The organism is Clostridium beijerinckii, assembly GCF_018223745.1.
Lineage (GTDB): Bacteria > Bacillota > Clostridia > Clostridiales > Clostridiaceae > Clostridium > Clostridium beijerinckii.
This window is the reverse complement of record NZ_CP073653.1, coordinates 3,095,516-3,113,884: the sequence shown is the minus strand read 5'-3', so window position 1 is coordinate 3,113,884 and position 18,369 is coordinate 3,095,516. Positions and strand designations below refer to the sequence as shown.

Genomic DNA, 18,369 nt, shown 5'->3' with positions numbered 1-18,369 from the left:
CCTCATTCTATTCAAATACAGCAAGAACCATTGTCTGATTAAAGTGTTGATCTCTAAGCTGTTCTCCATAACCTGCAAAACCTATATAGTTACCTAAAGCATTGCCCATATTTTTAGCAAACTCATTTAAATACCCATCTGTTTCGAAAAGCATTGATCTTGCCAGACAGTTAACCATAATAGCTAATGATGGATTTGGAACTTCTTTTTTCACTGTAGCAATTGTTTCATTATTTACATTCTTATAATCATCAGGCTCTAAGAGAACCATTTTTGAATTATTATATACTTTCGCATGGTATGACATCCCATTATTTTTAGTAACTATTTGGTTTGCTGTAATATACAGATCACTTCCGATAATTCTACCTAAAGGATAACTATCTAAATATTTTGGAAGATTTTCAACAGTGGTGTTTAATGCTTGAGCCATAACAAGTGCTGCTGGTTTATTATCATATTCATGTACTATACGATTTCTTGTATCTACTTTAGTGGCAGTAAAATAATGAGCAGTTTTTTTATAAATATTTTCTCTGTATAATCTGATTTTACCACTTAAATTTTTGATGATTACAAAAGCACATGTATTGTTGTGTACTATGCCGTTAAAAGAAACCATTGTTTTTTCAGCCTTACCTTTGTCACCAGCAGATCCGCCAAATAGGGGAATCTTATGTTCGTCAAGGACTGAATTTAATGTAGATAAAACTAGTTCTTCACAGCTTATTAAAGCAGTAGAAATTTCAAAGCATATGGTATTAGATTTATCACGAAAATTATTAACACATTTAGTCACTCTATCTATGTATTTAAGAGGATATTTATCTACCTCTTCTAATATATCGGCATAACATTCAATTCCATCCTCAATACCCATTACCATCAGTGAATCTTTATAAGCTCCATCCATGCAAAAGCCTGCAAATGTGGTGGAGCCAATAATAATACTGTTTTGAAATTTTTCTTTCATTTTCTTAGTATATTCTTCAAAAGGTTCAACATTGGAAAAAAATAAAATTAATTTAGGTGCTTTAAGCCCAAGGGTAGCTTCTGATACTGCTTCATTTAAATCACTTTTTGAACTTTTTCCTACTTTATAATTCATACGTACCACCTTCTATAATAAAGTGCATAACATTAGATTCAATAAATTTTTTATTATGCAAAATTACTCAATATATCCATAAATTTGTCTATTTATTGATAATTGTACGTACTACATAAATAAAAGTCAATGAAAATATTGGATTATTTACATTATTTTAACCTATAGCCTTGTAAGTACAGCTTTATATTTTATTTTTCGGCATAATTCTGAGTATAGAAAATACTTATAATTTAAATCAAGATTTATTGAAAAAAATGTCAATTTTAAGCGATTCCTTTTTATCTCAAATATAAGAAAGATTATATCAAAGCAGCTGCTTCCTATAGTAATAAATCAAAAAAAGATAGTTGTAAAGTACAAAAAGTAACTAACGATGGAAAGATGAGCAGTATACCATTTTTCTTGGGAGGAATCTAATTCATGGTCTGGAGGAGAAAAATGTAGTAAAAACATGGCTTTATTCTTAGGAATACTAAATTATATTGCTGAAAAAAGAAAGCAGATAATTCCATTAAAGAGGCATTACAGAACAGTTATAGTTGATAATCCATTTGGAAAAGCCTCAAGAGAGCAGTACTAAAAAAGAAGCAGTTTATGAACTTATAACAATAATTATACAAATCGAAAAAAATATTGAATATTAAGAAAAAACTGAAAATATTTTTGAAATAACAATTATTCTCATAATAGTTATTGACAATTGTGTAACATACCGTATAATAGATTTATACACAATGGCTGGTGTTAATAACACCAGCTATTTTTTTTACAATAATTTTAACGTTAAAAAATTATCTTACAATAATTCTTTGGAATATATTCAAAATAGAAAAGTAAATATTATTATGCATAATATGGTGAAAACAATAAAATAGGATTAAAAATATTAACTATATGACAAAGGCGTCTATAAAATCAAGGAAGATTTTATAGGCGCTTTTTTTGTATAAAACAGGACTAGTATTAAATAAAAAAATTGAAAATTTGGAGGAGATATTTATGATTAAAAAGACATTTTTCAAAAGAATATTGGGGGTAGTAACTGTATTAGCAATGACAGCAACAATGTTTATGGGGTGTAGTGAGACAGCTAAAGTAAGTTCAAATGGGGGAAGTGCAGCTAGTGGAGATACAATTAAGATCGGAGGAGTATTTCCATTAACTGGTGATGTTCCAGCTTTGGGTGCAGCAATGGAAAACGGATCTAAACTTGCAATAAAAGAAATAAATGATGCTGGTGGAGTTCTTGGTAAAAAGTTAGAGCTTGTTTCAGAAGATGATCAAAATCAAGCAGCAACAGCGCCAAATGCTATTACAAAGTTAATTACACAAGATAAAGTTTCGGCAGTAGTCGGAACATATGCAAGTAAATGTTCAATTCCAATGGCAGCAGTTGCAAAAGATTCAAAAGTAGTTATGATTACTCCGGGGTCAACAAATGAGAAAGTTACTACTGAAGGTGGAGATTATGTATTTAGAGCATGTTTTATAGATCCATTACAAGGTGAAGTTGGTGCAAAATTCGCGTCAGAAAATTTAAAAGCTAAAAAAGTAGCAATGCTTTATGATATTGGTAATGATTATTGTGTAGGTATTTCAAAAGAATTCAAGAAAAACTTTGAAGCGGCGGGTGGTACTGTAGCATATGAAAAAACTTACAATGCAGGAGAAAGTGATTTCAAAGCATTTTTAACTGAAATAAAAGAATTAAATGTGGATGTAATTTATCTTCCAGATAACTACTCAACTGTTGGATTAATTGCAAAACAAGCAAGAGAAATTGGTATAAAGGCACCATTCTTAGGTAGTGATTCATGGAGTGATCCAGGTCTTGTAAAAGTTGGAGGAGATGCAATTGAAGGATCTTACTTTACAGATCACTTATCGTTAAAATCAGATAATGCATCAATTAAAAAGTTCGTTGAAAATTACAAAAAAGAATATAATGGTGATCCTAGTGCATTCTCAGTACTTAGTTATGATTCAGTATACATTTTAGCAGAAGCAATTAAAAAAGCAGGCAGCACAGATGAAAATGCTATTAAAGATGCAATGGCTAAGTTAGATGCAGATTGTGGAACCACACATTATAAATTTGATGATAAACATAACCCAATTAAGAGTGTAGTTATTAATAAAGTTGTAAACGGACAATTTGAATTTGAAACTGAGGTTAAATAATTCTAAAGAAAATTAAATTTTATTGTTTAGCGGCTATATCAATGGGGTAAGCTGTAATTTAAGTAGACCTAGAGATATAGCCTTTTATAAAGGAGAGGTGTACATGAGTACTTTATTACAACAAATTGTAAATGGTATATGCCTAGGTAGTGTATATGCATTAATAGCTATTGGCTACACTATGGTATATGGAATTATTAAATTAATTAATTTTGCTCACTGTGATATTTATATGGTTGGTGCTTTCTTAGGGTACTTTGCAGCAACTGTATTAGGTCTTGGATTTATTCCATGTTTAATTTTTTCTATGGTTTCATGTGCTGTCTTAGGTATGTTAATTGAAAGAATTGCTTATAAACCACTTAGAAATTCACCTAATGTAACATTGTTAATAACTACAATGGGAATGGAACTTATATTACAAAACTTTGTAAAAGCTGATTTTGTCGCAGGTCCAAATACTAGAAATTTTCCACAAGTAATTCCTTTAATTTCTTATAAAATTGGGGCAATAACAATAAGTAATCTTCAAATAATAGCACTTGCTATTACTATTATATTATGTGTTGCATTACAATACCTTGTAAATAAAACTAGAACAGGTAGAGCAATGAGAGCAACTTCTTATGATAGAGATGCAGCAGCATTAATGGGAATAAATATTAATAGAGTAATTTCTTTAACTTTTGCTTTAGGTTCAGCACTAGCTGCCACAGCTGGTGTACTTGTTGGTATGCTATATCCTAGACTTGAGCCTGCTATGGGTGTTATGCCAGGACTTAAATCTTTCGTAGCTGCTGTTCTTGGGGGCATTGGAATTATACCAGGGGCCATGTTTGGTGGACTTGCAATGGGGCTTATTGAGACTTTATCAAAGGTATATATTAGTTCAGGATTATCAGATGCAATTGCTTTTTCAATTTTAATTATAATTCTTATTGTAAAACCAACAGGTTTATTTGGTAAGAAAAACAATGTGAAGGTGTAGGTGATAAAAATGGTAAATAAGATAAGCAAAAATGAAGATAATCCAAGCTTAAGCTTGGTTAAAACCACATATACGAGATATATGATTACAACAGTTGTCCTTGCCTTAATTTATGTGTTTCTAATGTTTCTTGTAAACCAAGGAATAATTGGTGATTATATACTTAGAATTATGAAACAAATTGGTATTTTTTTAATTGCAGCCTTAGGTCTTAATCTTATATTAGGGTTTACTGGTCAATTTACTATGGGACATGCTGCTTTTATGTCAATAGGAGCATATGGATCTGCAATAATGACTAAAAATTTTAATATGCCCTTTCCAATTGCCTTACTTGTAGGAATCATATTAGCTGGAATTTTAGCAGCGTTAATTGGATATCCAATATTAAGACTTAAAGGGGATTATTTAGCTATTTGTACCTTAGGGTTTGGAGAAATAGTAAAGGTAGTAATTCAAAATGTAGATTATGTTGGGGGTGCTAGAGGGATTTCAGGAATACCAGGAAGTACTTCTTTCTTAATAGTATTAATAGGTGTAGCAATTTGTTATGCAATACTAAAAAATTTAATTCATTCTTCAAAAGGTAGAGCAATTATGGCAATTAGAGAAGATGAAATAGCAGCAGAAGCCATGGGAATAAATTCTACTAAATACAAGATGATTGCATTTATTATAGGTAGCAGTATGGCTGGTCTTGCTGGGGGCTTATATGCGCACTTTAATTCTTTTATTGATCCAGCAAGCTTTGCATTTTCAAAGTCAATTGAATTAATAACTTATGTAGTACTTGGTGGAATGGGAAGTTTATCAGGAACTGTAATTGGGACTTCAATTCTTATTTATTTACCTGAATGTCTAAGAGGACTTAGTGAGGTATTTAAGACATATCGTATTTTAATATATGCTGTTATGCTTGTGCTCATGATGATTTTCCGTCCACAAGGTATTCTTGGAACAAGGGAAATTACAGTAGATAATATAATAAAATTTTTTAAGAAATTCGGGAAAAACTCTACAAAAAATATAGTTCAAAGCGAAAAGGCTGGTGAGTAGTATGTCTTTACTTTCAGTAGAAAAATTAACAATAAAATTTGGTGGTCTTACTGCCGTTTCTGATGTAAATATGGAAATTGGGGAACATCAATTAATTGGTCTTATAGGTCCAAATGGTGCAGGTAAAACAACTCTTTTTAATATGCTTACTGGTGTATATAAACCAACAGAAGGAAAAATACAATTAAATGGTGAACGTATTGATGGAACTAAACCTTATGATATTACATCAAAGCATATTGCTAGAACATTTCAGAATATTAGACTTTTCACTGAATTAACCGTACTTGAAAATGTTATGATTAGTTTTAACTTTCAAGCAAAATCTAGTTTGTTTACATCTATTATTAAGACTCCAGCTCACATTTATGAGGAACAAAAAATGAAGCAAGAGGCTTTAGAAATATTAAAAATTTTTAAATTAGATGATAGTGCAGATGAGCTTGCGAGTAATCTCCCTTATGGTAAACAAAGAAGATTAGAAATAGCTAGAGCATTAGCAGCTAAACCTAAGCTTTTACTTCTTGATGAGCCAGCCGCTGGTATGAATCCTCAAGAAACAGTGGAACTTACTGAACTTATTCGCTGGATAAAAAATGAGTTTAAAATATCTATTTTACTTATCGAACATGATATGAAACTTGTAATGAATGTATGTGAATACATTTATGTACTTTCTTTTGGCGAAATTATTGCTAAAGGAATTCCAAAAGAAATTCAAAAAAATCCACAAGTAATTGAAGCGTATTTAGGAAAGGGGGCGGCACAATAATATGTTAAAAGTAGAAAATATTAATATATCTTATGGTGCAATTCATGCGATTCACGATTTGAGTTTAGAAGTAAATAATGGAGAAATTGTAACTTTAATTGGAGCTAATGGTGCTGGAAAAACTAGTACACTCAGAGCAATTAGCGGTTTAAATCCAATTAAATCTGGTGAAATCACTTATGACGGCAAAATGATTAGCAATATTGGAGCACACAAGATAGTATCTTATGGTCTTAGCCAAGTTCCAGAAGGAAGAAGAGTATTTGGTGATCAGACAATAGAAGAAAATCTTTTATTAGGAGCTTATTTAAGAAAGAGTAAATCTGAAATTAAAGTATCAATGGAAGAGGTATTTACATTATTTCCAAGAGTAAAGGAAAGAAGGAAGCAGCTTGCAGGAACTATGTCAGGTGGTGAGCAGCAAATGCTTGCAATAGGGAGAGCGTTAATGGCAAAACCTAAATTATTATTGCTTGATGAACCATCAATGGGTCTTGCTCCTATTGTAGTTGAAGAAATATTTGAAATAATAAAAAACATCCGTAAAGCTGGAACAACAATTCTTTTAGTAGAGCAAAATGCAAATGCTGCACTTCAAATAGCTGATAGAGGTTATGTTTTAGAAACAGGTAGTGTTGTATTAGAAGGATTAGCACAAGATTTATTACATGACGATTCTGTTAGAAAAGCATACTTAGGAGAATAAAAGGATGGTCATATGAAATGATAGTGTAAAGTAAGTTATGAAAAGATAAAAAAGTAATTTACACTATTAAATAAAGGGGGAGGCAATATGGATAAGTTTGTAATTGCAATCACAAGAACTTGTGGAAGTGGTGGAACAACAATAGGTAAAATGATTTCAAAGGATCTTAAAATTAATATGTATGATAGAGAATTATTACGTTTAGCATCGGAGGATAGTGGGATTAATGAATCACTATTTGCAAATGCAGATGAGCATGTTAAAAGTAGTTTACTATATATGGTGTCAAAGAAGGTATATGAAGGTGAATTGATTCCACCAGAAAGTAATGATTTTACTTCAAATGATAATTTATTTAATTATCAAGCTAAGATACTGCTGGAATTAGCAGAAAGAGAATCTTATGTTGTAATAGGGCGTTGTGCAGATTATATTTTAAAGGATAATCCTAATGTATTTAAGATTTTTATTCATGCATCTAATGAGTATTGTATTAAACATCAAATGGAAAGTTTATGTATTTCAGAAAAAGAGGCTGCTAAGCAAATTAAGAAATTGAATAAATATAGAAGAGGCTACTATTATTATCATACGGGGAACAAATGGGAAGATGTAAAGAATTATGATTTATCTCTTGATACTAGTAAATTAGGAATTGAAGATTGTGTTAAATATATTAAAGAATATATTAAATTAAGAATGAATTCTTAATAAGGAGATATTTATGGATAAAATGGACTACAAAATATTAAAGTGTTTGAAATCAAATGCTAGAATTAAAGCAGCCTCTATAAGTAATGAAATTCATTTGTCAGTTTCAGCAGTCCTTGAACGCATACATAAAATGGAGAAAAGCAAGGTAATTCAAAATTATACAATAATAGTGGATCAAAAAAAATTAGATAATGATGTGTGTGCCTTAATGGAAGTTAGTCTTGAACATCCAAAGTTCTATGATAAATTTACTTCAGCTATTAAAGGTAATGAGAATATTGTTTCGTGTTATTATTTAACCGGAGATTATGATTTTATGCTTAAAATAATTTGTCAATCATCTGATCATCTTGAGAAAATTCATCGTGCAATAAAAAGCATAGAAGGAGTATCAGCAACTAAAACTCATTTTGTTTTAAAAAATATAAAAAATACATTTAGTGTAATACCAGAGGTAGAAGAGTAAATATGCATATTAAAAATTTGAGGTTTATAACTGAATTTTTTAAAATATAAGAAAAAATTTTGGTTAAGTAGTAAATAACAATAAAATTAACTGGAATTTTAAAAAATATTGAAAAATATTTCTGTGAGATATACTATATGAATATAGTATTAGTTTCAAAGAAAAACCAGATATACTTTAGACGAAGAAGTCAAATTCAAAGGTCTAAAATATGTCTGGTTTTTTATTTTAAGAATTTTAGGAGGAAAATACAATGGAGAATTTAGGTTATTATAATGGAAAGTTTGGATTATTAGAGGAAATGACAGTACCAATGCTTGATCGTGTTTGCTATTTTGGAGATGGAGTTTATGATGCTACTTATAGCAGAAATCACAAGATTTTTGCATTGGAGGAGCATATTGAAAGATTTTACAACAGCGCTGGTTTATTAGGAATTAAAATTCCTTATTCAAAGGAGCAAGTAAAAGAAATCCTTAAGGAGATGGTATTAAAGGTTGATTCAGGAGAACAATTTGTATATTGGCAAATTACTAGAGGAACTGGAATGAGAAATCATGCTTTTCCTGGAGATGAGGTCCCTGCAAATCTATGGATTATGTTAAAGCCTTTAAATATTAAGGATATGTCACAAAAATTAAAGTTAATCACTTTAGAAGACACTAGATTTTTACACTGTAATATCAAAACCTTAAATTTATTACCAAGTGTAATTGCATCTCAAAAAACTGAAGAGGCAGGATGTCAGGAAGCTGTATTTCATAGAGGGGATAGAGTAACTGAATGTGCACATAGCAATGTATCAATTATTAAGGATGGTATATTAAAAACTGCTCCAACAGACAATTTAATTTTACCAGGTATAGCAAGAGCTCACCTTATTAAAATGTGTAAATCCTTTAATATTCCTGTAGATGAAACAGCATTTACCTTGAAGGAATTAATGGAGGCAGATGAAGTTATAGTTACTAGTTCAGGTCAATTTTGTATGGCAACCAGTGAAATAGATGGAATACCTGTAGGGGGAAAAGCACCAGAGCTTGTAAAGAAATTACAAGATGCATTGTTAAATGAGTTCTTAGAAGAAACAAAAACAGAATAGGAGGTAGAATATGAATCAACAAGAATTAACAATATTTAATTTGGGAGAGAATTTAGATAATTTAATGAATTTAGACCCTAGGGGATATGGTGTATGCCGCATTTTATATTCTGCAGCAAGAGAGTATACAAAAGAGCCTTTAACTACAAATGCAGCAAAAAAATTGGTGAACACCTTAAAAGATGGCGACTTAGTCTATATAATGACTGGTTTTGTACTTCTTCCTTTTAAAAAGGCTGAGATGGATGGAATTGTTAGCTCTATGATATTAGCTAGAGCTTTAGTTAAAGCTTTTAATGTCAAACCTGTAATAATATGTCCTGAAGATAATATGGAGGCTGTAAAAAATTTAGCGCAAGTAATAGGAGTTCACTTATATGATAGCATAGAGGAATTAAAAGAATATCCTATATCTATTGCAGCTATACCATTTACAAAGGATGAAAATGTAGCTGCCAAGCAGGCTGATGAAATCATAGCTAAGGGATTACCAAGCGCTGTTATTAGCATTGAGTGTCCAGGGGCAAATTCAATTGGTGTTTATCATAATGCAGTAGGACTAAATGTAACTGAATTAGAGGCAAAACAAGATATTTTATTTACTAAATTACAGGGCAAGGGTGTTCTTAATATAGCAATAGGAGATCTTGGAAATGAAATTGGTATGGGAACTATTAGTGAACATTTAGAAGAGTATATTCCATATGCAGCTAAAGGAAAATGTAATTGTGGATGTAATGGTGGAATTGCAGTAGCTACAAAGGCAGATAATATTATTACTGCAACAGTTTCAGACTGGGGATGTTATGGGTTAATTGCAGCAATAGCTTATTTAAAGAAAGATTTAGAAATATTACACACAAAAGAGCTACAAGAAGAAGCAATGGTAGTAGCCTCAAGAAGTGGAATGATAGATATGTATGGATGGCTAGTACCTGCTATAGATGGTTTTGGATTATCAATGAATCTTTCAATAGTTAATTTGATGAGAGAATGTGTATCTTATTCTATTAAATTAGAAGATACCTGTGCTACTTGGTTTGATAAAGTTATTGAATTAGGTTTTTATGAAAATGTTGTGTAGGGGCTGCCCACATTGAATGATTTGCAAGTAGTGATATAGGAATAAGTATTAGGAAGGGGATAATTATGGATTATTCTAAGATGAAACCGAGTGAAGTTAGAAATTTAATACGTGAAGGTAAAATTACAGGACCAACTTCAGGAATGTGTGCTGGATATGCACAAGCTAATTTGGTTATCTTGCCAAAGGAGTTAGCCTATGATTTCTTATTATTTAGTCAAAGAAATCCAAAAGCTTGTCCTATATTAGAAGTTAGTGATGTGGGAAGCAGGAGTTTAAGATATATTGCAGAAGATGCAGATATAGCTAAGGATATACCTAAATATAGAGTTTATGAAGATGGAATATTAACTGGTGAATATACTAGTGTTGATCATTTATGGAGAGATGATTTTGTGAGCTTTTTAATAGGTTGCAGCTTTTCATTTGAATCAGAGCTTTTAGAGGCTGGAGTACCTGTAAGGCATATAGAAGAAAACTGTAACGTGCCAATGTTTATAACCAATATAGAGTGTGAACCAGCGGGGATCTTTAATGGAAAAATGGTTGTAAGCATGAGACCTATTCCCTATAATCAAATTGTTAAATCAGTAATGGTCACTGGAGCAATGCCAAAGGTTCATGGAACACCAATTCATATAGGAGAACCTTCTGTTATTGGAATTTCAGACATTAGCAAGCCTGATTTTGGAGATAGTGTTAAAATAAAAGAAGGAGAAGTTCCAGTATTTTGGCCTTGTGGTGTGACACCACAATCTGTGGTTATGAATGTTAAACCTAAAATAGTGATTACACATTCTCCTGGCCATATGCTTATAACGGATACTAAAAATATAGACATTAAATTCAGTTAAGAGGCTTAACTCATAACTGATCAAACGGGGGTAATTATGTATAAAGTAGATTTAAATTGTGATTTAGGAGAAAGCTTTGGAAGCTATAAACTTGGTTTGGATGAAGAAGTGATTTCATATATATCTTCTGCTAACATAGCCTGTGGATTTCATGCAGCAGATCCGCTTGTAATGGACTATACAGTAAAACTAGCTAAGGCAGCTGGCGTTAGCGTTGGTGCTCATCCTGGCTTTCCTGATTTAGTGGGCTTTGGAAGAAGAAATATGAATGTATCTCCAAAAGAAGCTAAAGCTATGGTGCAATATCAAATTGGTGCTTTAGATTCTTTTTGTAGAGCCCAAGGAATTAAAATGCAGCATGTAAAACCACATGGAGCTTTATATAATATGGCGGGAAAGGATTTAAAACTTGCTGAAGCTATTTGTGAAGGTATATATGAAGTGAATCCTGAACTGATTTTACTTGCCTTATCTGGAAGTGAAATGATAAATGCCGCACAAAATATTGGATTAAAAGTAGCAAGAGAGGCCTTTGCTGATCGTGCTTATGAAGAAGATGGATCTTTGGTTGCGAGGACTAAAGAAGGAGCGATGATTACAGATGAAGAAGTTGCTATTAAAAGAGTTATTAAGATGATAAAAGAAAACAAGGTTACATCTATTACAGGTAAAGATATACCAATTAAAGTGGATTCTATATGTGTCCATGGAGATGGAGCTAAGGCATTGGAATTTGTAAAAAAAATTAAGCTTAGCCTTGAAGAAGAAAATATAGAAATCATTCCACTACACAAAATATATTAATATATAATAAAGAAGGCTTTTTATGGGAGAATATTTTAGAACTTATGCAAAAATAGATTTAGAGGCTATTTTGCATAATATAAATGAAGCAAAAAAACGAATAGAAAGAAATGTGAAGATTATGGCAATAATTAAGGCTGATGGATATGGACATGGCGCTGCTGAATTAGGTGATTTTCTTAAGAGTGAAGTGGATTATTATGGTGTAGCTACTTTAGAGGAAGCTCTAGAGTTACGTAAATCTGGAATAGAATTACCTATATTAATTCTCGGATATACCTCACCTAGTCAATATATAGAAGTAGTCAAAAATAATATTACCCAAACTGTGTATAATACTGAAATGGCTAAGGAAATGTCAAAGGCAGGAGCAATATGCAAAAAAGAAGCAAAAGTTCATATTGCTCTAGATACTGGTATGACTAGAATAGGTTTTGATGCAAATGAAGATGGAATAGCAGAAGTTCAGGAGATTTTAACTTTTTCAAATTTAGTAGTTGAAGGTTTGTTTACCCATTTTGCTACAGCAGATGAAGCTGATAAAAGTTATAGTAAATTGCAAATAAGCAAATATGATAAATTTGTAGCTTTACTAGAAGAAAGAGATATAAATATTCCTATTAAGCATATGTGTAATAGTGCTGGAATTATGGAATTTGATCATCATCGCTTTGATATGGTGAGGTGTGGAATAATTACTTATGGATTATATCCATCTGAAGAAGTTAATAAAAATGCTATTACATTAAAACCAGCGCTTCAATGGAAAACTCATGTGATAAATGTAAATATAGTTGATGCAGGTCATGGAGTAAGTTATGGGAAAACTTATATTACAAAAAATGAAACAAAGATAGCAACTCTTTCTGTAGGATATGCTGATGGATATCCTAGAGCTCTTTCTTCAAAGGGAAGAGTATTGATACATGGTAAATATGCACCAATTATAGGAAGGATTTGCATGGATCAAATGATGGTGGATGTTACACATATAGATAATGTGAAGATTGAAGATGAAGTAACTTTAGTTGGGAAAGATGGAGAAAATATTATTTATGTTGAGGAATTAGCTAATATGGCTGGAAGCTTTAATTATGAGTTTGTCTGCGGTATAGGGAAAAGAGTTCAAAGACTTTACAGAGAATTAGCTTAAATATTATATAGGGATAATGAAAAATAAATAAAATTAGGAAAAAGGTCTAAAGGGGTGAAACATGGATATGGAAAAAAGCAATTTTAAAGCTAAAATTTCTCAAATAAGTGAAACAGCAGCTTTGGTTGAGTTCGGAAGAAAAATTAGTGAGGATATAAATAAAAAAGTAAGAACCTTTTGTACTTATCTTGATGAGAAACCTTTTTATGGAATGGTGGAGTATGTACCAGCTTTTACAAGTGTTTCTGTCATTTATAATCCATTGGATATGAAGAGTGAATCCCCTTATGAAGTGGTAAAAGTTATTTTGGATAATATAATATCTAAACTTGATTTTTCTTTAGAAGATGAAGAACATATAGTTGAAATTCCAGTGTGCTATGGCGGTGAATTTGGACAAGATATTGAGCAAGTTGCAAAAATAAATAATATTACTGTAGATGAGGTTATAAAAATTCATTCTGAAGGAAAATATCTAGTTTATATGATTGGTTTTGCTCCAGGATTTCCATACTTAGGTGGAATGTCTGAAAAAATTGCGGCTCCAAGGCGTGAATCTCCAAGAATAGCAATACCAGCAGGTTCAGTTGGTATTGCTGGAATGCAGACAGGGGTATATCCTATAGAAACTCCTGGGGGCTGGCAGCTTATAGGAAAGACACCATTAAAATTATTTGATTTAAAGAGAAATTCTAAAAGCCTTTTAAAGGCAGGAGATATAGTTAAGTTTTATCCTATTTCTTATGAAGAATATGTACAGTTAAAGGAGGAAGAATAGTGAGTATATCTGTTTTAAATCCAGGACTGCAGTCAACTATTCAAGATTTAGGAAGACATGGATATCAAAAATATGGGGTTATAGTTAGCGGTGCTATGGATGTTTATGCTATGAAAATTGCAAACATTGCAGTTGGAAATGATGAAAATGAAGGTGTTTTGGAAATTACAATGATTGGTCCCTCATTAGAGTTAGAAAAGGGAGCCTTAATTTCTATAACAGGTGGAAATATTTCACCTACTATTAATGGAAAGAAAATTCCAATGGGAAGACCAGTTTATTTAAAGGAAGACTGTGTATTAAATTTTGGAGCGTGTATAGCTGGATGTCGTTCTTATTTAGCTATAGCAGGCGGCTTTGCCGTTCCAGAAGTTATGGAAAGTAAAAGTACATATTTAAGAGCACAATTTGGAGGCTTTAATGGAAGACCTTTGAAAAAGGGAGATATATTAAATATTGGTACTAAAAGTGTAGCAGCTATTAAAATAATAGAAAAGCTGCAAGAGATAACTCAAAAAGGTGAGTTTGTAGCTCCCAGTTGGTATATTGGGGATTCAACAGTAGAAAATATCAATAGCACAATTATTAGAGTTTTTAAAGACAGGCAATTTGATAATATTTCTGATGAAAGTATAAATAAATTTTTTAATTCAGAGTTTAATGTAGACAATAAATCAGATAGAATGGGATATCGTTTATGTGGAGAAAAAATAGAACTTAAAGAAAGATTGGAAATGATATCTGAAGAAGTTTCTGTTGGGACTATTCAAATTCCACCTGACGGTAACCCTATTATTTTATTAGCAGATAGGCAAACTACAGGAGGATATCCTAAAATAGCTCACGTAATTTCTGTAGATATTCAAAAAATAGTTCAACTTAAACCTAATGGTAAAATTAAATTTAATCTAATTACATTAAAGGAAGCTGAAATGCTGTACTTTGAAAGAGAAAAATATATTGATGAACTAAAAAAAGCAATAAGACTTACAATATTGTAATAGGAAGTGAAATTATGATTAATATAGAGGATATAGAAAAAATCATGCAAGTTGTTGATAAATTTGAGGTTTCTCACTTTGAATTTCAACATGAAGATAGCAAGATAATAATAGATAAGAATAAGATATGTGAAGGTTTAGCTGGTACTAATACGTTTACTAAAGGCGAAATTAAAGCTGCTCAGTCTAAAATTGAGAAAAGTATCAATGAGGACGTTGAGTCAGAAATTACAGAGAAGGAATATATTAAAGCCGCTTTTGCAGGGAGTTTCTATTCTTCCAAAGAAAAAAATGAACAAGCCTTCGTTAAAGTTAATGATGAGGTAGAATGTGACACTGTTGTTGGGTTGATTGAAGTAATGAAATTATTTAATGAAGTTGAAGCTGGAGTTCAAGGAACTATAGTTGATATATTAGTTAAGGATGGAGAGTTTGTAGAATACGGCCAACCACTATTTGAGATAAAAAGTAAGTAAGTGATTTGAAAAGGAGAAAGATATGTTTAAGAAAATTCTTATAGCTAATAGAGGCGAAATTGCTGTTAGAATTATACGTGCTTGCAGAGAGCTTGGAATTTCAACAGTTGCTATTTATTCAGAAACTGATAAAGATGCATTGCATGTAAAAATTTCTGATGAAGCTTATTGTATTGGTAAAACATTTGTAAAGGATAGTTATCTTAATGTGCAAAATATATTGAGTGTCGCTATACATGCTAAAGTAGATGCTATTCATCCAGGTTATGGTTTCCTTTCAGAAAATAGAAATTTTGCTCAAATGTGTGAGGAATTTGGAATTAAATTTATAGGTCCATGTCCTGGAATTATAAGTTTAATGGGTGATAAATCTAATGCAAGAGATACAATGAAGCGAGCCGGAGTGCCTACTGTTCCTGGGACAGATGGAGAAATACAAAATATTAATGAAGCAATAGCAATTGCAAAAGAAATAGGATATCCAGTTATAGTTAAAGCATCAGCAGGAGGCGGAGGTAAAGGAATGAGAGTGGTTAATTCTGAAGATGAATTAATAAGCTCCATTGAAACTGCCAAAAAGGAAGCACAAAACTATTTCGGAAATCCTATGGTTTATTTGGAGAAATATTTAGAGTATACTAGACATGTAGAAATTCAAATAATTGGAGATAATTATGGAAATGTAGTTCATTTAGGTGAAAGAGATTGTTCAATACAAAGACGTCATCAAAAGCTTGTAGAAGAATCACCATCACCAGCATTAAATGAAGATTTAAGAAATGCTATGGGTGAAGCGGCTGTAAAAGTAGCTAAAGCTGTAAAGTATAATAGTGTAGGAACTGTTGAATTTCTTTTAAATGAGGATAATGATTTTTATTTTATGGAAATGAATACAAGAATACAAGTTGAGCATGGTGTCACTGAAATGATAACTGGCATTGATCTTATGAAAGAACAAATATTAGTAGCAAGTGGTGAAAAATTATCTTTTACTCAAGAAGATGTTAAGATAAATGGATGCGCTTTAGAATGTAGAATAAATGCGGAAGATCCATCTAGAAACTTTATTCCTTGTCCAGGAAAGGTTGAAAATTATTTATCACCTGGGGGAATTGGTTTAAGAATAGATAGTGCAGTTTATCCAGGATACGTTATTTCACCATTTTATGATTCAATGGTATCAAAAGTGATTGCTTGGGGAAGAGATAGAGATGAAGCAATTTTAAGAATGAAAAGAGCATTAAATGAATTTGTTATTGAAGGAGTTAAAACAACAATTCCTTTTCACAAAAAATTAATGGATAATGAAACTTTTAGAAAAGGAAACTTTAATACAAAATTTTTGGAAATACATAAAATCTGTTAATAAATTCTTATGATTTAATTAGACTGCATATTGGGCATGGATGTTTTAGATACTCTTGGTGAAGATATTAATATTAAAGATTACACATTAATATTTTCAATATAGAGGGTTACAGAACTAAAAAAATTCATCTTTACTATAAATCCATATGAAATTAAGACTTTTAGAATAATTTAATATATAGTTATCATTAAATATATAAAATTTCTGGAAAATGTGTTTATGCTAATATAAAGAAGACTTAAAGTGAGCAAATATTTACTTACTTTAAGCCTTTTTTAGTCTTTAGGAACTTTTATTCCAGTAAACTGTGCAGACAACTTTAAAAAATTAATTGAATAGTTTTTATATTCTAAAAGGAACAAAAAAAGAAATTTTATCTGCCTGCAAATTTTTTACTTATTACATATATTCTTGTCCTAATCTGTTAGCTGTTAAAATAGCAGCGTAGACATCTTCAGGGGTAACTTCAAATGGCATATTATGTGCAGTATCTTCTTTTGAAGTAGCAGCCTTTGCAACTTCCATAATTTCTTCTGGCTTTATTTCATCGATACCTAATTGTTTTAAAGTAACAGGAAGACCGACTCTAGTACAGAAATCTAATACTTCTTCAATTTCATCCATTGGAGCATTTTCAAGAACTAATTGAGCTAATGTACCAAATGCAACTTTTTCTCCATGGTACATATGATGACAAGCTGGCAATACAGTTAAACCATTATGGATAGCATGAGCCGCTGCAATACCACCGCTTTCAAATCCAAGACCACTAAGAAGAGTATTAGCTTCAACTATTTTTTCTACTGATTTTGTACAAACTCCTTCTTCTACAGCAAGTTTTGCCTTATATCCTTCAGTAATTAATGTATCATAGCATAGTCTAGCTAATGCTTGAGCTGTAATAGTAGTAGTACCAAAAGCACATGTTCCAGCATTAGACTTTTCACAAGCTCTTGCTTCAAAATATGTCGCTAAGGCATCACCCATACCAGATACTAAAAGACGAACTGGAGCTTTTGCAATAATACCAGTATCAACCAAAACTATATTAGGATTTTGCTTTAAGAATAAGTATTTATCAAAGACGCCATCATCAGTGTATAAAACTGACAAAGCACTGCATGGAGCATCTGTAGCAGCTATGGTAGGTACAATCACAACAGGAAGATTTGCATAGTATCCAACAGCCTTAATAGTATCAATAATTTTTCCACCGCCAATACCAATGAGAACAGTTAATTGATTTTCATCACAAATTTTGATAATACGATTTACTTCAGTTATAGAGCATTCTCCGTTAAATAAATCATATTTTACACCTATATTTTTAGCCTCAAAACTTTTATCTATAGTATCTTTTACCCTTTTTAAGCCACTTTCACTAATCAAGCATAATGCTTTTTCACCAAGTACAGATACGTATTCTGCAATATTTTTCAATTCTCCATTACCTTGAATGTATTTACTTGGTGCAATCATAATTTTTGCCATAAAAAACTCCCCCTTAACTCTTTAACAATGTATATTAATTATTATGTCTTAAATTATACCAGTTTTATCAGTTATGGTAAAGTTTACATGCATCAAAAGGAAGTAATTAAAGTAATGTTACATAATACAACCATTGATGATCAAATATTTGGTGATGATGAAGCTTTGAGTGAGTAACACAATGCACATTTATATTATAAAATTTACGGAACACACTTTAGATATATAATTTTTCAACAAGACAAACTATATAGGAATTTATA

General features: G+C 31.3%; 19 protein-coding genes. 17 read left to right on the top strand and 2 right to left on the bottom strand.

Features of this window, described 5'->3' with window-relative positions; translation table 11 throughout:
* Positions 1 to 7: 7 nt before the first annotated feature.
* Positions 8 to 1,108, bottom strand: a complete 1,101-nt coding sequence (locus KEC93_RS14095) for an FIST signal transduction protein (protein ID WP_012058976.1) — start codon at positions 1,106 to 1,108, stop codon at positions 8 to 10.
* 454 nt (positions 1,109 to 1,562) lie between these two features.
* Between KEC93_RS14095 and KEC93_RS26710 the strand changes: the two genes are divergently transcribed.
* The 17 genes from KEC93_RS26710 (at position 1,563) to accC (ending at position 16,612) form a co-directional block, all read left to right on the top strand.
* A complete protein-coding gene (locus tag KEC93_RS26710; protein ID WP_274597746.1) occupies positions 1,563 to 1,691 on the top strand; it encodes a hypothetical protein in 129 nt (42 codons plus the stop codon).
* Between the two features lie 419 nt (positions 1,692 to 2,110).
* The gene (locus KEC93_RS14090) at positions 2,111 to 3,292 is read left to right on the top strand and encodes an ABC transporter substrate-binding protein (RefSeq protein WP_077867967.1); all 1,182 of its coding nucleotides are present in this window, start codon (positions 2,111 to 2,113) and stop codon (positions 3,290 to 3,292) included.
* 103 nt (positions 3,293 to 3,395) lie between these two features.
* Entirely contained in the window at positions 3,396 to 4,280 is an 885-nt protein-coding gene (locus KEC93_RS14085) for a branched-chain amino acid ABC transporter permease (protein WP_017210653.1), read from the top strand.
* Between the two features lie 9 nt (positions 4,281 to 4,289).
* A complete protein-coding gene (locus tag KEC93_RS14080; protein WP_077867968.1) occupies positions 4,290 to 5,336 on the top strand; it encodes a branched-chain amino acid ABC transporter permease in 1,047 nt (348 codons plus the stop codon).
* 1 nt (position 5,337) lies between these two features.
* The gene (locus tag KEC93_RS14075) at positions 5,338 to 6,108 is read left to right on the top strand and encodes an ABC transporter ATP-binding protein (protein WP_012058972.1); all 771 of its coding nucleotides are present in this window, start codon (positions 5,338 to 5,340) and stop codon (positions 6,106 to 6,108) included.
* 1 nt (position 6,109) lies between these two features.
* Positions 6,110 to 6,814 (top strand): ABC transporter ATP-binding protein, encoded by a 705-nt coding sequence (locus KEC93_RS14070; protein ID WP_012058971.1) that lies wholly within the window; start codon positions 6,110 to 6,112, stop codon positions 6,812 to 6,814.
* Between the two features lie 87 nt (positions 6,815 to 6,901).
* Positions 6,902 to 7,525 carry a cytidylate kinase-like family protein gene (locus KEC93_RS14065; RefSeq protein WP_012058970.1) on the top strand — a complete coding sequence of 208 codons (624 nt, stop codon included), beginning with the start codon at positions 6,902 to 6,904 and terminating at the stop codon, positions 7,523 to 7,525.
* 13 nt (positions 7,526 to 7,538) lie between these two features.
* Positions 7,539 to 7,994, top strand: a complete 456-nt coding sequence (locus KEC93_RS14060) for an Lrp/AsnC family transcriptional regulator (protein ID WP_012058969.1) — start codon at positions 7,539 to 7,541, stop codon at positions 7,992 to 7,994.
* 253 nt (positions 7,995 to 8,247) lie between these two features.
* The gene (locus KEC93_RS14055; protein ID WP_012058968.1) at positions 8,248 to 9,096 is read left to right on the top strand and encodes a D-amino acid aminotransferase; all 849 of its coding nucleotides are present in this window, start codon (positions 8,248 to 8,250) and stop codon (positions 9,094 to 9,096) included.
* 10 nt (positions 9,097 to 9,106) lie between these two features.
* Positions 9,107 to 10,180 (top strand): DUF4392 domain-containing protein, encoded by a 1,074-nt coding sequence (locus KEC93_RS14050; protein ID WP_039768590.1) that lies wholly within the window; start codon positions 9,107 to 9,109, stop codon positions 10,178 to 10,180.
* 65 nt (positions 10,181 to 10,245) lie between these two features.
* On the top strand, positions 10,246 to 11,034 hold the full coding sequence (locus tag KEC93_RS14045) for a putative hydro-lyase (protein ID WP_077867969.1): 789 nt from the start codon (positions 10,246 to 10,248) through the stop codon (positions 11,032 to 11,034).
* Positions 11,035 to 11,070: 36 nt separating this feature from the next.
* Complete coding sequence (locus tag KEC93_RS14040; protein WP_012058965.1) at positions 11,071 to 11,838, top strand: LamB/YcsF family protein; 768 nt, start codon at positions 11,071 to 11,073, stop codon at positions 11,836 to 11,838.
* A gap of 22 nt (positions 11,839 to 11,860) precedes the next feature.
* Complete coding sequence (gene alr / locus KEC93_RS14035; protein WP_012058964.1) at positions 11,861 to 12,991, top strand: alanine racemase; 1,131 nt, start codon at positions 11,861 to 11,863, stop codon at positions 12,989 to 12,991.
* Between the two features lie 67 nt (positions 12,992 to 13,058).
* Entirely contained in the window at positions 13,059 to 13,769 is a 711-nt protein-coding gene (gene pxpB, locus KEC93_RS14030; RefSeq protein ID WP_031275989.1) for a 5-oxoprolinase subunit PxpB, read from the top strand.
* Positions 13,769 to 14,770 (top strand): 5-oxoprolinase subunit C family protein, encoded by a 1,002-nt coding sequence (locus tag KEC93_RS14025; protein ID WP_077867970.1) that lies wholly within the window; start codon positions 13,769 to 13,771, stop codon positions 14,768 to 14,770. The genes pxpB and KEC93_RS14025 overlap by 1 nt, the downstream gene beginning before the upstream one ends.
* 14 nt (positions 14,771 to 14,784) lie before the next feature.
* Positions 14,785 to 15,246: an acetyl-CoA carboxylase biotin carboxyl carrier protein gene (locus tag KEC93_RS14020; protein ID WP_077867971.1), complete on the top strand. Its 462-nt coding sequence runs from the start codon at positions 14,785 to 14,787 to the stop codon at positions 15,244 to 15,246.
* A 22-nt stretch (positions 15,247 to 15,268) separates the two neighbouring features.
* The gene (gene accC, locus KEC93_RS14015) at positions 15,269 to 16,612 is read left to right on the top strand and encodes an acetyl-CoA carboxylase biotin carboxylase subunit (protein ID WP_077867972.1); all 1,344 of its coding nucleotides are present in this window, start codon (positions 15,269 to 15,271) and stop codon (positions 16,610 to 16,612) included.
* Between the two features lie 402 nt (positions 16,613 to 17,014).
* Here accC and KEC93_RS14010 read toward each other — a convergent pair whose 3' ends face one another.
* On the bottom strand, positions 17,015 to 18,106 hold the full coding sequence (locus KEC93_RS14010) for a glycerol dehydrogenase (protein WP_077867973.1): 1,092 nt from the start codon (positions 18,104 to 18,106) through the stop codon (positions 17,015 to 17,017).
* Positions 18,107 to 18,369 lie beyond the last annotated feature (263 nt).